Annotated in this window: 14 protein-coding genes; 7 read left to right on the top strand and 7 right to left on the bottom strand. The window is 63.1% G+C overall.

Annotation, left to right across the window (positions count from 1 at the left end):
• Positions 1–3: 3 nt before the first annotated feature.
• The 3 genes from xseB to dxs are packed head-to-tail and all read left to right on the top strand — an operon-like array spanning position 4 to position 3,074.
• Entirely contained in the window at positions 4–273 is a 270-nt protein-coding gene (gene xseB, locus ACQRCJ_RS04410; RefSeq protein WP_297139368.1) for an exodeoxyribonuclease VII small subunit, read from the top strand.
• A complete protein-coding gene (locus tag ACQRCJ_RS04415) occupies positions 273–1,166 on the top strand; it encodes a polyprenyl synthetase family protein (RefSeq protein WP_427799412.1) in 894 nt (297 codons plus the stop codon). Before xseB ends, ACQRCJ_RS04415 begins: the two co-directional genes overlap by 1 nt.
• 3 nt (positions 1,167–1,169) lie before the next feature.
• Positions 1,170–3,074 (top strand): 1-deoxy-D-xylulose-5-phosphate synthase, encoded by a 1,905-nt coding sequence (gene dxs, locus ACQRCJ_RS04420; protein WP_303931691.1) that lies wholly within the window; start codon positions 1,170–1,172, stop codon positions 3,072–3,074.
• Between the two features lie 248 nt (positions 3,075–3,322).
• Here the strand turns inward: dxs and tilS are convergent, their stop codons facing one another.
• The 6 genes from tilS to ACQRCJ_RS04450 all read right to left on the bottom strand — a co-directional run bounded on the left by tilS (position 3,323) and on the right by ACQRCJ_RS04450 (position 8,602).
• Positions 3,323–4,378: a tRNA lysidine(34) synthetase TilS gene (gene tilS / locus ACQRCJ_RS04425; RefSeq protein WP_321031007.1), complete on the bottom strand. Its 1,056-nt coding sequence runs from the start codon at positions 4,376–4,378 to the stop codon at positions 3,323–3,325.
• A 17-nt stretch (positions 4,379–4,395) separates the two neighbouring features.
• Complete coding sequence (locus ACQRCJ_RS04430) at positions 4,396–4,731, bottom strand: hypothetical protein (RefSeq protein ID WP_168935703.1); 336 nt, start codon at positions 4,729–4,731, stop codon at positions 4,396–4,398.
• Positions 4,731–6,035 carry a glutamyl-tRNA reductase gene (gene hemA / locus ACQRCJ_RS04435; RefSeq protein ID WP_168935702.1) on the bottom strand — a complete coding sequence of 435 codons (1,305 nt, stop codon included), beginning with the start codon at positions 6,033–6,035 and terminating at the stop codon, positions 4,731–4,733. Before hemA ends, ACQRCJ_RS04430 begins: the two co-directional genes overlap by 1 nt.
• A 15-nt stretch (positions 6,036–6,050) precedes the next feature.
• Entirely contained in the window at positions 6,051–6,878 is an 828-nt protein-coding gene (locus ACQRCJ_RS04440; protein WP_006005466.1) for a cytochrome C assembly family protein, read from the bottom strand.
• Positions 6,865–7,560, bottom strand: coding sequence for a precorrin-2 dehydrogenase/sirohydrochlorin ferrochelatase family protein (locus ACQRCJ_RS04445; RefSeq protein ID WP_297158912.1), 696 nt, complete (start codon positions 7,558–7,560; stop codon positions 6,865–6,867). The genes ACQRCJ_RS04440 and ACQRCJ_RS04445 overlap by 14 nt, the downstream gene beginning before the upstream one ends.
• Positions 7,561–7,642: 82 nt before the next feature.
• Positions 7,643–8,602, bottom strand: a complete 960-nt coding sequence (locus ACQRCJ_RS04450; RefSeq protein WP_168935699.1) for a hypothetical protein — start codon at positions 8,600–8,602, stop codon at positions 7,643–7,645.
• Positions 8,603–9,261: 659 nt separating this feature from the next.
• On the opposite strand from ACQRCJ_RS04450, the gene ybgF reads away from it, so the two are divergent.
• From ybgF to ACQRCJ_RS04470, 4 genes are all read left to right on the top strand, one after another.
• Positions 9,262–9,786 (top strand): tol-pal system protein YbgF, encoded by a 525-nt coding sequence (gene ybgF / locus ACQRCJ_RS04455; RefSeq protein WP_303955898.1) that lies wholly within the window; start codon positions 9,262–9,264, stop codon positions 9,784–9,786.
• On the top strand, positions 9,783–11,087 hold the full coding sequence (gene dprA / locus ACQRCJ_RS04460; RefSeq protein WP_168935697.1) for a DNA-processing protein DprA: 1,305 nt from the start codon (positions 9,783–9,785) through the stop codon (positions 11,085–11,087). Before ybgF ends, dprA begins: the two co-directional genes overlap by 4 nt.
• Positions 11,088–12,071, top strand: coding sequence for a tyrosine recombinase XerC (locus ACQRCJ_RS04465; protein WP_303996103.1), 984 nt, complete (start codon positions 11,088–11,090; stop codon positions 12,069–12,071).
• Between the two features lie 193 nt (positions 12,072–12,264).
• Positions 12,265–13,182, top strand: coding sequence for a manganese-dependent inorganic pyrophosphatase (locus tag ACQRCJ_RS04470; RefSeq protein WP_040369259.1), 918 nt, complete (start codon positions 12,265–12,267; stop codon positions 13,180–13,182).
• Between the two features lie 641 nt (positions 13,183–13,823).
• Here ACQRCJ_RS04470 and ACQRCJ_RS04475 read toward each other — a convergent pair.
• Positions 13,824–14,327 (bottom strand): flavodoxin family protein, encoded by a 504-nt coding sequence (locus ACQRCJ_RS04475; protein ID WP_168935695.1) that lies wholly within the window; start codon positions 14,325–14,327, stop codon positions 13,824–13,826.
• Positions 14,328–14,341 lie beyond the last annotated feature (14 nt).

Below are 14,341 nucleotides of genomic sequence, written 5' to 3' on the forward strand. Positions count from 1 at the left end.
AGCATGAAAGCCAGAACGAGCAAGAAGAACCTGACCTTTGAGGAGCGCATGGCGCGCCTGCAGGAAATCGTGGAAGCCCTGGAGAACGGGCAGCCCTCGCTGGAAGAGGGGATGGCCCTGTATCAGGAAGGCATGGAATGTTCCCTGCAATGCCGGCGCCAGCTGGAGCAGGCCCGGCAGCAGCTGACGGTCTGGCAGGAAGGACAGGCCCGGGCGTTCCGGCCGGAAGAAAATATGGAAGACCCCCTGCAACAGAGTGTGGAGCAACGATGATGATGCCTACAGAAGCCATGAAATCCCTGCTGAAAGAACGCGGGAAGCTGGTGGAAAGCTATCTGGCGACCTGTCTTGACGGGCAGGAGATGCCGCCCCGGTTGCGGAAATCCATGCTGTACAGCCTGCAGGCGGGCGGCAAGCGTCTGCGTCCTGTCCTGTGCCTGAGCTGTGCCGTCCTGTGCGGCCTGAAGCCGGAGGACGTGCTGCCCTTCGCCTCCGCCATCGAGATGGTCCATACCTATTCCCTGATCCACGACGATCTGCCCGCCATGGATGACGACGATTTGCGCCGCGGCAAGCCCTCCAACCACAAGGCATTCGACGAGGCCACGGCCATCCTGGCCGGGGATGCCCTGTTGACGGATGCCTTTGCCCATATGTGCCGGGTGGAGCTGCCCGCCGGTCAGGTGCTGCGGGCCGTGGCGGAATTTGCCCGTGCCGCCGGTTCGTCCGGCATGGTGGGCGGACAGGAATGGGACATGCTCTACACCGGCCTGCCGCCCGTGAGCATGGCGGAGCTGCGCCGCATGCATGCCATGAAGACCGGGGCCCTGCTGCGGGCCTCCTGCGTGTGCGGTGCGCTGCTGGCCGGTGCTGCGGACGATGTGTGCGAGCGCATCGGCCGTTACGGTGCCGCGCTGGGGGTGGCTTTCCAGATCGCGGACGACATCCTGGACGTCGTTTCCGACACGGCCACCCTGGGCAAGCCCGCCGGCAGCGATGCCGAACAGGGCAAGAACACCTATCCTGCGCTGGTGGGGCTTGACGAGAGCCGCCGCCTGGCCCGCGAACAGGCGGATGCCGCCTGCGCCGCGCTGGCCGGTTTCAGCGGTCCCGAGGCCGAATTCCTGCGCGCCCTTGCCGAGTACACCATCACGAGAGCGGCCTGAGAAATGACGGAAAACACTGCACAGTCCCTGCTGGACAGCCTGACCTCACCGAAACAGGTGATGGATCTTTCTGACGAACAGCTCCCGCTGCTGGCTGCGGAGCTGCGCAAGCGCATCATCGATGTGGTGTCCAAGAACGGCGGGCATCTGGCTCCCTCGCTGGGGGTCGTGGAACTGACCCTGGCCCTGCTGCATACCTTCAACATGGAGCAGGACAAGATCGTCTGGGACGTAGGGCATCAGGCCTATGCCTACAAGCTGCTGACCGGACGCGCTTCCCAGTTCCATACCCTGCGTACCCTGGGGGGCCTCGCGGGCTTCCCGCGCCGCAGCGAGAGCCCCTATGACCGCTTTGGGGTGGGGCATTCCTCTACCTCCATCTCGGCTGCCCTTGGCATGGCCATGGCCCGCGATCTGGCCGGCGGCAAGGAACATGTGCTGGCCGTCATCGGTGACGGCTCCCTGACGGCAGGCGAGGCCTTTGAAGGCCTGAACCTGGCCGGGCATATGGGCCGGCGGCTCATCGTGGTGCTCAACGACAACGAGATCTCCATCTCGCCCAATGTGGGGGCCCTGTCCCTGTTCCTGAGCCGTACGCTGTCCCGGCGCTGGGTGCGGCAGACGCGCAAGGATGTGCTCCAGCTTTTGCGCTCCATCCCCCGCATCGGCCAGAAGCTGGCCCTGTATGCCATGCGCGGCGAATGGAGCTTCAAGTCCTTTTTCACGCCCGGCATGCTGTTCGAGGCCTTCCGCTTCACCTATATCGGGCCCGTGGACGGGCACGACCTGCCCGCCCTGTGCCGTCATTTGCAGATGGCGGCAGCCGTGGAAGACGGACCGGTGCTGCTGCATGTGCGCACCTGCAAGGGCAAGGGCTATGCCCCGGCGGAGAAAGACCCCACGCATTTCCATGGTGTGGGCCACTTCGAGCCGGAAACGGGCCTGCTCATCCCCAGCAGCAACAAAACGCCTTCCTTTACCGGTATCTTCGGCAAGACCCTGGTCGAGCTGGCGGAAAAAGACGACCGTCTGCTGGCCATCACGGCAGCCATGCCCGAAGGCACCGGGACGAACCTTTTTGAAGAGCGCTTCCCGGAACGCTTCGTGGACGTGGGTATCTGCGAACAGCACGCCGTCACCTTTGCCGCCGGTCTGGCGGCCAGCGGTTTCCATCCCGTGGTGGCCATCTATTCCACCTTTTTGCAGCGGGCCTATGACCAGATCGTCCATGACGTCTGTCTGCAGAAACTGCCCGTGATCTTCTGTGTGGACAGGGCCGGTCTGGTGGGCGAGGACGGGGCCACGCATCATGGTGTCTTCGATATCGCCTACTTGCGCCATATCCCCGAGATGACCCTGCTGGCGCCCCGTGACGAGAACATGCTGCGCCATTGCCTGCTGACGGCCACCACGGCCGGTGGGCCCTGCGCCGTACGCTATCCGCGCGGTGCCGGTATGGGGGTCCCGCTGGATGCCGAACTGCGCCTGCTGCCTTCTGCTCAGGGCGAGATCATGCAGGAAGGGGAACGGGTGGCCATCGTGGCTGTGGGCAACCGTGTGCGCCCGGCTCTGGAAGCCGCGGCAGCCATCGAAAAAGAGTTCGGCTTCCGGCCGCTGGTCTTCGATCCCATTTGGCTCAAGCCGCTGCCTGCGGCGCAGCTGGCCGAGATCGCCCGCACGTTCGACCGTATCGTTTTTGTGGAAGAAGGCTGCCTGGCAGGCGGTTTTGCCTCGGCCGTGCTGGAGCGCTGGGCCGATGACGGCCTGCTGCGCGGCCAGCGCATCCGCCGTCTGGGTATCGGCGATGCCTTCGTGGAACACGGTTCCCAGGCCCAGTTGCGCGAGCTGGTGGGCCTGCGGGCACCGGATATCATCCGGGCTGTGCGGGAACTGATCCTGAAGGACTGAGCCTTTTATGGCATCAACGAAAAAAAGAGGAGCGTACCTTGCCGGTACGCTCTTTTTTTATGCCTGCGGTGGAAAAGGAGGTCGGGCGTGAGGCTTGGAGATGGAGAAGCCCGGACATATGCCGTTTCGGCAGAAGGAAGGAACGGTGTACGCACTGCCGTTGAGGGAAGATGTGCCGGGCGGAAGACGGGTTCCTGTGCAGGAGGCAAGCAGGCCACGCTGTTGCCATCAGCGCGTGGCGCAATTCCTCAGCTTTTCCGAACAGCCTGCCGTTTTTCGACGTAAAAGCGGATGCAGCCCCCCTTGAGATGGGCCATGATACTGCCGGGCAGCTGAAAGGTGGTACCGCCCCGGCCTTCCTGCCAGGCCTGATCCAGGGCCAGTAGCGTGGCGGAACGGGCCTGGCCGCCGGAGAGCCGGGCCAGCCGGGCCACGGCCCGGTGGTAAAGACGCAGCCGCAGAGCCGCATGCGTCTCCCGCAACAGTGCGCGGGGCAGGGTGATGCTGCCGGGCGCCTCCTGCCAGGGCGTGCGGGCAAGATGGTGTTCCAGCTCCTGCTGCCAGTACTCCCCGTCGATACCTGCCAGCTCCCAGAGATTGAGGCAGCTGTCCTCAAGGCGGGGATTCTCCTGCCGCAGGAGAGGGAGGAGGGTATGCCGCAGACGGTTACGGGTATAGCGGGTGTCCGCATTGCTGGCGTCTTCCCGCCAGAGGATGCCGCAGCAGTGCAGCAGCTCTCTCAGGGCATGCTTGTCCGTGCGGAGCAGGGGACGCAGCAGATGCCGTTCCGCGTCCTCGGCCCGCATGCCGCCCAGTGCCGGCCAGCCGGTACCGCGCAGAAAGCGGAGCATCTGGTCTTCGGTCACATCGCTCCGGTGATGTCCCAGCAGGATGGCTGAAGCGCCGCAAGCCTGACGGGCTTGCTCCAGCAGGGCATAGCGCGCCCGCCGGGCCGCTTCTTCCGTACCCAGCCCCACCTGTCGTGCCAGCCGGGGCACATCCGCCGTCAGGATGCGGCAGGGGATGCGCCAGCCCCGGCAGAGCCCGGCCACGAAGGCGGCATCTTCGGCGGATTCCGGCCGCAGCTGATGGTCCACTGTCGCCACATGCAGCTGCCAGTCATGCTGGGGGGCCAGCAGAGCCATGATGCATAAAAGGGCTGTCGAATCCGCGCCGCCGGAAACGGCCAGCAACCAAGTATCGCCATCAGCCATCTTCAGGCTGTGACGACAAAAGCGCTCCACATCCAGGCACAGGCGGGCCAGCCGGGAAGGGAGCGCTTGCAGTTCGGGGACGGGGATCATGCCGCAGGGCATTCCGTTTAGTTGGGGATCTTGAGTTCTTTCAGGGTATCCGTGATGTAGTCCATCATGTGCCGCTGCAGTTCGGGCGACGCATAGGCCACACATTCGCAGCGGATGCGGCCCCGGGCGCGCACCAGCAGCTCCAGACGCAGGCTGGTCTCTTCGCATTCCAGCGCCATGACATAGGGGCCGCACTGGCTTTCGTGTTCCTTCTGCACGGCGCTGAGCATATGAGCAGGGATGGGCAGCCAGTAGATGCCGTCCAGACCGGCGCCCAGATCCATGGCATCCAGATGTTCGCACAGACGCTTGGTCTCTTCGGCACGCAGGTCATCGATGAGGAAATAGCGCATTATTCGTGCTCTCCGTTGTTCCGGGCACTACAGGTACAGCCCTGGTCAAGGTTGAAGATGCGGCGCATGAGGCTGATGCGCGGCGCACTGCCTTCCTGCGACATGGTGCCGCGCTTGAGGAACATGATGGGATCGTGGTTCAGTTTGCGGACCAGAGCCAGCGCCATGACCTCGATGGCCTCGCGCGTGGCGTCGTCCACATGGCCCAGACGCTTCAGGGTACGGGCCACTTCTTCATGGGCGGCGTTCTCGCCGTGCTGGATGAGGTCCACGATGGTGGGCTGCACGTCCAGACTGCACAGCCACTGCCGGAAGATGTCCACTTCCTCGTCCACGATCTCGGCGGCTTTCTGGGCCTCGTCGCGACGGGTGGCCAGGTTTTCTTCCACCACTTCCTTGAGGTCGTCGATATCGTAAAGGTAGACGTTGTCCAGGCCGTTGACGTCGGGGTCGATGTCGCGGGGGACGGCGATGTCGATGAAGAACATGGGCCGGTTCTTGCGCGCCTTGAGCACGCCGCGGATGTCACGGGCACGGATGACGGGATCCGGCGAACCGGTGGACGTGATGATGATGTCCACCTCCGTCAGATGGGAGGCCAGGGATTCAAAAGGCAGGGCCCGGCCATTGAACTGACGTGCCAGTTCCTCACCGCGCGAGAACGTACGGTTGGCCACCAGGATCTCGTCCACACCGGCCTGGAGCAGGTGGGTGGCGGCCAGTTCGGCCATCTCACCGGCGCCCACCAGCATGGCCTTGTGGTGCTGCATCTCGCCGAAGATGCGCTTGGCCAGTTCCACGGCGGCATAGCTGATGGACACGGCGCTGGAGGCCACGGCGGTCTCGGTGCGCACGCGTTTGGCCACGGAGAACGCCTTGTGCAGCAGGCGGTTGAGGATCACGCCGGTGGCGTGGCAGGCGGCCGCCTTGCGGTAGGCGCTCTTGAGCTGCCCCAGGATCTGGGGCTCGCCCAGGATCATGGAATCCAGGCTGGAAGCCACGGAGAACAGGTGCCGCACGGCATCCATGTTCTTGTAGATGTAGACATAGGGCCGGAGCTCTTCGGGGTCGGTACCGCGTGCGGTGGCCCAGCGTTCCAGGATACGGCCCGCCACATCGCCATGACCGGTGGCAAGCAGTTCCACACGGTTGCAGGTGGAAAGGATCATGGCTTCACCGATGACGTCGTCACACGGCAGGGCCCAGTTTTCCCGGCTGCAAAAATCCACAAGGGCGAAACGTTCGCGCACGTCCACACCGGCGGTGCGATGGTTCAGGCCAACAAGTACGATATCACAATCCATATCAACGTCGGTGGATTAAGGTTTGATGAAGGAATGATGCGTTTCCATCAGGGTATTGACGACCACGATGGAGAAAAGGCTCAGACCGAAGACCAGCACCATCAGGCGGGCAGGCTTGCGGCCGCGCCAGCCGGTGGCCAGACGGCCGTGGAACACATAGGCCATGAGCAGCCAGACGATGATGCTGACCACTTCCTTGGGGTCACCGGTAAAGGTGGCGCCGTAGACGGGCTTGGCCCAGAACAGGCCGGAGACCACACCCAGCGTGTACAGCGGGAACGAGGCCGCCACGCCGAAGGCGTTGATCTTGTCCAGCAGGGAGAGGGCCGGCATGTCCTGCCAGAACCCTTCCATGCGCTGCTTGCTTTTGATGCGCCGTTCCAGGAACAGGAACAGGGAGCTGGCGGCAAAGGCCAGGGTCATGAGGCCCATGCTGAGGAACAGCGCCCCCACGTGCAGGGCGTAGAAAGAGCCCTTGAGCTGGGGAGGCACCTGCACCACGGCGGAAAGGTACGGGGCGGAAACGGCGAACAGGATGAGGGCCAGCGGCGTGGCCAGCAGGAGCAGGGCTTCCTGCTTGTAGCGCAGACGGCTGACAAGGCCGCACAGCAGGACGAACCAGGCCAGCATCTGCAGATAGCCGCCAAGGCTCAGGCCCGTGGGCATGGTCTTGTGGAAGCCGAGCAGGAGGGAAAACGTCTGGCAGACGAATCCCAGCCCCGCCAGCCAGCAGCCCAGCCGCCGCCAGAAGGCATTGCGCAGCAGCATGCCGGCCAGACCGGCCACAGTGGCAGCGCCGTAACAACACAGGGTCAGTAGGGTGGAGGTCTCAGGCGATAACATCAAGCAACTCCGGGATGCGGTCGTGCAGCTTTGGCGGCAGCAGGGCCTGCAGACAGCGCAGGCACGCCTGCCGGTCGCCCTGTTGCAGATGATCCTGCAGGGGCGACTGGGCCAGAGCGCGGAACAGGGCCGTATTGTGCCCTGTCTCGTCGTGCAAGGCAAGGACCATGGGACGCAACCGTCCCATCAGACGGACCATTTTCTGGCGGGCCTCCAGCCAGGTCGTCAGCTCGCCCTTCCAGCGCCGGGAAAGGGCCGGGCTGGCGCCGCCGGTGGAAAGGGCCAGCGCCATGCTGCCGGAGCGGGCCACGGCGGGCACGATGAACGAGCCTTCCGCCGGGGCATCGATACAGTTGCACAGGATATGGCGTTCCCGGCAGAGGAGGGCGATATGCCTGTTGACATCGGCATTGCCCGTGGCGGCGAAGACAAGCTGACGACCGTCCAGATCTTCGTCACGGAAGGGCCGCTGCTCGAAACGGACGCAGGGCTGCTCCAGCAGCGGACGCAACTCTGCGGCAGGGGCTTCCATGTCCAGGGCCAGGATCGAGGCCGGTGCGCAATGCAGCAGACCCTGCAGTTTGCGACTGCCGACGCCCCCCAGACCGGCCACAAGGCAGTGCAGGCCGCTCAGGTCCAGAAAAAGGGGATAGAAATTTTTTTCAGGCGATTCGTGAGGCATGGGCAACGTTCCTGATAGCGGCCCGGACGCACGACAGCCAGCATGCCTCCCAGGAATGGCGGCACACTGGCTGTCGTATCGGCTAAAGCCGGATCAGTTCCATAAAGTAGGGCAGGGTGAAGCCCATGGACAGCAGCAGGCCGATCACAAGGGCAGGCTTCTGGCGCAGCGGAGTGGCGCTGCGCGCGACCAAGGTCCAGAGCAGGGCGGGCACAAGCCAGAGCAGCACGCGGAGGCTCTGGAAGATGGCATCCTGCTGCATGAACACACCGGTGGTCTGCCAGGTCTGCCAGATCTCCAGCCCGCTGGATGCCACCAGCAGCAGCCAGAGCAGGGCCCAGGCATTGCGGGCCCAGCGCGTGCACCAGGGGACCATGGTATTGTAATAGTCCCGGCCAAAGTCATCGGCCTTGCGGCGCAGGAGCAGCCACACGGCGCCAAAGCCGCCGGCAAGGGCAAAGATCAGGGGCAGGGTATAGCACAGGGCGCTCAGGTAAGCCTGACCGAACTGGGGCGTGAACAGCTGCGGGATGGTGATGCTGCTGGCCTCAGGCAGGGAAAGGGCATTGTACAGGCGGGTGACGGCCATGACGCCCACACAGGTCATCAGGCCCTGCAGGAAGGCGATGGCGCCCAGGACGATGTGCAGTACGGGATAATTGGCCAGGAATTTCCAGAGCATGAAGTAGCAGCAGGAAACGATGGCCGCAAAACCGAACATCATCCAGGTGGCTTCGCTGAGCAGGACGATGATGCTGTAGGAGTCGAAACCGTCCAGCGCCATGATGAGCCACAAACGCCCCCCCAGCAGCATGAGCCAGCCCAGCAGCATGCTCAGGCAGGCCAGCTGCCGCGCACATTTGTTGTAAGCGGAACGCTTGCGCCGCAGGGCTATGATCTCGCCGCAGATGGCGATGAAGGTAAGGCCGAAATAGGCATAGAGCAGGGCAAAGGGCACAATGATGCTCCCCATGTCCAGCCCTGTCTGCAGCAGCGGATTGTCAGCGATGAAGGCGCGCACGCTCTCTAAAAAGTTCCCCATTGTTCCTCCAAAGATTCACCGGATCCCGGTTCTCCGGCAGGGAGAGGCCGAGTTCGTGTTGGTTGTGCCTCAAAAATGGCTGTGCTGCAAGCAGCGCTTGCATTGCCGGAGCGCATCGGGCAGAAAAAAGACAGGAGTCTCCCATGAAAGCACATGCCCTTAGCCTGTCCTTTTTCCTTGCTGTCCTGCCTGCCCTGTCGCATCCCGTAGCTGTTCCGGCCGCGGAAGCACAGCAATCGCAGGAAAGCTGGCAGCTGCCGTGGTCCGGGAGCAGCAGGCCCGTGCATGCTTACCGTGGCCCTGTGCGTGAGGAGTTCTTGCAGTGTGGTCAGGGGCAGTGCCCCCTGCCTGTCCATGATGGCGCCGCCTCTGCTGACGGTAGTACGGCCGGAGGCCCGCCCCCGGCCGTGGAGCCTGGGCCCTCATCCCGTCAAAATGAGGCTGCAGTGCGGGATGATGCCGCAGAAGTGACGGGGCAGTCTGTTGCAAAAGGGCAGGAGGTGCATGCAGGTCACGAAAGCCCCTCCCGGGAAAAAACACCATCCGCGACCGCCGCGACCACCAGTCCCGCTGCTGCCGGGAAGGGCATGACGGCCCGGGCTAAGGATGCCCCCTCCGCACAGACGTCCTCCGCGGATACGTCCGAAAAACGGAAGCCTGTGACTTCTGCCGCCGCTTCCAGACCGGCAGCAGGTACGGCGTCCGGGGCCGCGCGTGCGGAAAAGCCTGCTGCAGTCAACGATGCAGGACCTGCGCCCGGCACAGACAGCCCGTCCGGTACGGCAACGGCGGACACGTCCGCTCCCGTCACCGATGAAAAGGCCGCTTATCAGGCAGGGCTGGATCTTATATTGTCGGGCCGTCTGGACGAAGGCATGGCCCGTATGCAGGCCTTGCTGGAACAGCATCCTTCCGGGACCTATGCGGCCAATGCCGAGTACTGGCTGGGCGAGGCCCTGTCCAGCCAGGGCCGGAACGAAGAGGCCCTGACGCATTTCCGAAATGTGGAGGCCCGGTATCCCAGGCACCATAAAAATGCCGATGCCCTGTTGCGTACCGGGATGATCCTGAAGCAGCAGGGAGATACGGCAGGCGCCGGCAAGGTTTTCCGGCAGGTGGTGCAGCGTTTCCCTTCGTCCGCAGCGGCTGATCTCATTCGCAAAAAAGGACTGGTGCGGCCATGACGGATCAGGCTCCCGCAGCTCCCTTGTCTGCCCGCTGGACCGATATGGATGACCGCGCACGGCGGGAATACTGGGCCGGTCTTGCCCTGCGCCATTGCCGCGGATTGGGGGCCCGTTCCTGCTACCGGCTGCTCCGCCATTTCGGTTCGGCCTTCGCCGCGCTGGAAGGCAGGGAAAGATGGGCCGATGCCGGGGTGGACAAAGGCAAGGCCGCCGAACTCTCCACAGGCTCATGGCGGGTCACGGCACGGGCGGAATGGGATGCCGTCCGTGATTTGGACGCTGTCGTCGTCCAGTGGCATGAAGCCGCTTATCCGGCCCTGCTGCGTACACTGCCCGACGCCCCTGTTTTGCTGTACTGTCTGGGGGATCTTTCTCTGCTGGCCAATCCGGCCGTGGCCGTCATCGGCTCGCGCAAGGCCACGCCCCGGGGGCAGGCCCTGGCCGGACATATGGCGGGAGCCTTTGCTTCCTGGGGTATCACGGTGGTCTCGGGCATGGCCTGGGGCATCGACAAGGCGGCGCATGAAGCCGCGCTGAGCAGGACAGGGAGCAGCATCGCCGTCTTGGGGACGGGCATAGATGTTCCGTATCCCCGGGCCAATACCCGTTTATATGACAGGATGGCGGCAAAGGGCCTGCTGGTCTCTGAATTTGCTCCCGGCACACCGGCCCTGCGGGAAAATTTCCCTGTCCGCAACCGCATCATCAGCGGTCTTTCTCTGGGCGTGGTCGTGGTGGAGGCCGCCAGCCGTTCCGGAACCCTCATCACCTCGCGCTTGGCGCTGGAGCAGGGGCGGGAAGTCTATGCCGTACCGGGAGCGGCCCTGTCCGGTCAGAGCCTCGGCTGCCAGGAGCTTGTCCGGCAGGGGGCCAAGCCGGTGTTCGCGCCGGAAGATGTGCTGGAAGACCTTGCCGGCCCATTGCGTGACTTTGGCGTGCAGGCCGACCATCTGACACGGGAAGCCGCAGAACGTCGCCGCCGGGCTGAAGCCGAGGGCACGGGGCTGTCCCGTACGCTTTTTGCCTGCATGCCGCCGGAGACGGACACGCCGCCAAAGGCCGACTCCGGCAACGGGGAAGAGAGGCCGACGCAAGGAGCCGGGGATACGGACACAGCTGCCGCGTCTCCGGCACAGGATACTATCATCCCGCTGCTGCGGGAGCAGGGCCCTTTGCATGTGGATGCCCTGGGGGCCGCCTTGGGACGCAGCCCCGCAGAGCTGGCGCCGGTGCTGCTGGGGCTGGAGATAATGGGACGCATCCGGCGCTTGCCGGGCGCACGCTACGAGGCCGTATAGATGGGACGACACGTAGAAAAGGATACGGTGGAAGAGGAGCTCGATCCCCGCACTACTCTGGAGATCGAAGCTTTCCTGGCCTGGCTGGACGTGCAGCGGGGCCTTTCGCCTACGACGCAGATCGCCTACGGGACGGACCTGCGCCAGCTGGCCCTTTTCCTCGCACAGCGCGGCGCCAGCCTTGCCCGTCCGGCCGAGGTGAGCAAAAAGCATATCCAGGCCTGGCTGGCCCGTCTGTACGCGCTGGGAGAGGCTAAAAGCTCCATGGCCCGCAAGCTCGCGGCGGCACGGACATTCTTCCGTTATCAGCAGCGCATGGGACGCACGGAGAACAATGTGGCGGCCCAGGTGCGCAATCCCAAACAGGAGCAGCGCCACCCCCGCGTCCTTAATGTGGATCAGGCCTTTGCCGTGCTGGATACTCCCGATGCCCTGGCCGTGTCCGGTTCTCCCCGCATCCCGCCTGCCACCGGCGATGCCCTGGCGGCCCGGGATCATGCTCTGGCGGAGCTGTTGTACGGATCAGGCCTGCGCATCTCCGAAGCCCTGGGGCTCGATGTGAAGGATTTGCGGCTGGAAGAGGGTGTTGCCCGAGTTTTCGGCAAGGGGGCCCGCGAGCGCATGTCACCGTTGTCGGATACGTCCGTGACGGCATTGCGGGCCTGGCTCGAGCAGCGGGGGACGCTGGCTCCCGAACATGAGAAAGCCCTGTTCGTGGGCGCGCGGGGCGGCCGCCTCGACCGCCGTGAAGCCATGCGCCGCATAGAAAGGCTGTGCCGTAACGCGGGCGTGGAGCCCGTCTCTCCCCACGCCTTGCGGCACTCGTTCGCGACCCACCTGCTGGATGCCGGTGCCGATCTGCGCAGTGTGCAGGAGTTGCTGGGGCACCAGCGTTTGACGACCACGCAGCGCTATACGCGGGTCAGTCTGGAGCGGCTGATGCACCTGTATGATGAGGCGCATCCGAGGGCACAGAAAAAATAAAAAAATCACAAGTTCGTCATAAAAATAAAATATAAATAAAAATTAAATAGTTAAATATTGTTTTGCAGGAAAACGAGTCAGGTTTTTTTTTATGGGGGGCTTGGCAAGCCCCAGGTCTTGTGCTAAAGGTAACAAGCGTAAGGCAACTTACACACGTAACTGTGCAACGAAATTCCCAAAGAGGAGATATACCATGGCTGCACTCGTTCTTGGTCACATGAACCCCGATACCGACAGCATCATTTCCGCCATCGCCGCTGCTGACCTGTACAGCAAGCGTGGCTTTGAAGTCACCCCCGCCGCCCAGGGTGCTCCTACCCCTGAGACCGAATTCGTGCTGAAGAAGTTCGGCCTGACCGCTCCTCAGGTTGTGGAAGATGTGGCCGGTAAGGACCTGTACCTGGTCGACTACTCCGACTTGGCCCAGGCCCCCAAGGGCATGGACTCCGCCACCGTGCTGGGTATCGTTGACCACCACAAGCTGGGCGATGTGACCACCTCCAGCCCGCTGGAAGCCTGGATCTGGCCCGTGGGCTGCACCGGCACCGTGCTGAAAAACATGTACGACTTCTACGGTGTGGAACTGCCCAAAGCCATCGCCGGTGGCCTGCTGTGCGCCATCCTGTCCGACACCGTGATGTTCAAGTCCCCCACCTGTACCGAAGCTGACAAGAAGGCCGTGGAAGCCCTGGCCAAGGTCGCCGGCGTGGAAGACGTCATGGCCCTCGGTATGGAAATGTTCACCGTGAAGAGCGCTGTTGACGGCGCCTCCATGTCCGACCTGGTCTTCCGTGACTACAAGGACTTCGACATGAACGGCAACAAGGTCGGTATCGGCCAGCTGGAAGTCGTCGACCTGTCCATCCTCGACAAGGTGAAAGACGGCCTGAAAGCCGAAATCGCCAAGGTCAAGGGCGAAGGCCGCCACAGCGTGTTCCTGCTGCTGACCGACATCATGAAGGAAGGCTCTGAAATGCTGATCGTCTCCGACGATCCCGCCGTGGTCGAAAAGGCCTTCGGCGTGAAGCCCGACGGCGACAGCGTGTGGCTGCCCGGCGTGATGAGCCGCAAAAAGCAGGTCGTGCCCAACTTTGAAAAGGCCTTCAAATAAGGTTTTTGCTCAAAGCTGATATGGGGCCGCTCCTTCGGGGGCGGCCCTTTTTGTTTGGTCAAAGCATAACGAGCTACCGTATTGGGCAGGCAAAAGCTCAGGAGAAGTTCAAGGGGCTTGAGCAGGTAAAGACTGTTTGCCCTGCAGCCGGTCCTCCCCCGTTTGAAAAATATATCCTCTTGCAGCTGCTGGATGGACTCCCTGCAACTATTGTCACTGCTCCACAGAGGGGAAAAGGTCCTCCTGGCTCAAATATGGATCAGTCCTTCAGGCAACAGCACAAGCATGGCACGGCAGCGGCAGCTCTGAAGCGAAGCCGGTTCCCATAGCCCGGTGCTCATGGACGATGTCTCAGGCAGTGGGAAAAAGAGGCACAAGTACCATGAGGGCGTCGGGAAGGTCGGCTATCTTTCGTCTCGATGGGGACAGTAGGGGAAGAGGGCAGGCATAGCGGCAGGGAAAGGGGTACAAAGGTATTTCCCTGTATGCTCTGGACGGCGTCATTGCCTGCCGGGAAGCGAAAAAGCGGCCTGCCCTCCCAAAAGAGCAGACCGCTTTTTCATATGCGGCGCAAAGAGCGGGATAACGGACGCAGCTCCGGGCTTTTCCGGCGTCTGTGTCGTTTCGCTCCGGCCGCAGAGTTATTTATTGGGGAACAGTTCCCGGGCCTTTTCCGCGAAACGGCGGCCGAAGATCTCGAAATCGGCCTTGCATTCCTCATAATGGTTGCCCACGGCATCCAGAGCCACAGGACCCAGATGGATGTAGGGCTTGCCGTGGGCAGCGCCGCCGGAATAGACCAGCATGCCCTTGACCAGCATATGAGGCAGCAGGGTCATGATGGCCACATCGGCACCGCCCTGGGCATAGTGGGCGGTGGCGAAGACCCCGCCCAGCTTGCCGGCCAGCTTGATACCGCGGGAACCTTCATCGAACCACTGATTCATCTGCCAGCAGGTATTGGCCAGGTACGTGGGCGTCCCGAAAATGACGCCGGCGCACTGGTCGATGTAGTCGGCATCCATGGCTTCTTCCACGGAAAAGAAGCGGGTCTCGCCGCCAGCAGCAGCCAGACCGCGGGCGATGACTTCGGCCATCTCACGGGTATGGCCGGTCTTGCTGTAATAGATGATGGCAAATTTCATGTTCTGGATCTCCT

Source organism: Desulfovibrio sp. SGI.102 (assembly GCF_050314315.1).
Taxonomy (GTDB): domain Bacteria; phylum Desulfobacterota; class Desulfovibrionia; order Desulfovibrionales; family Desulfovibrionaceae; genus Desulfovibrio.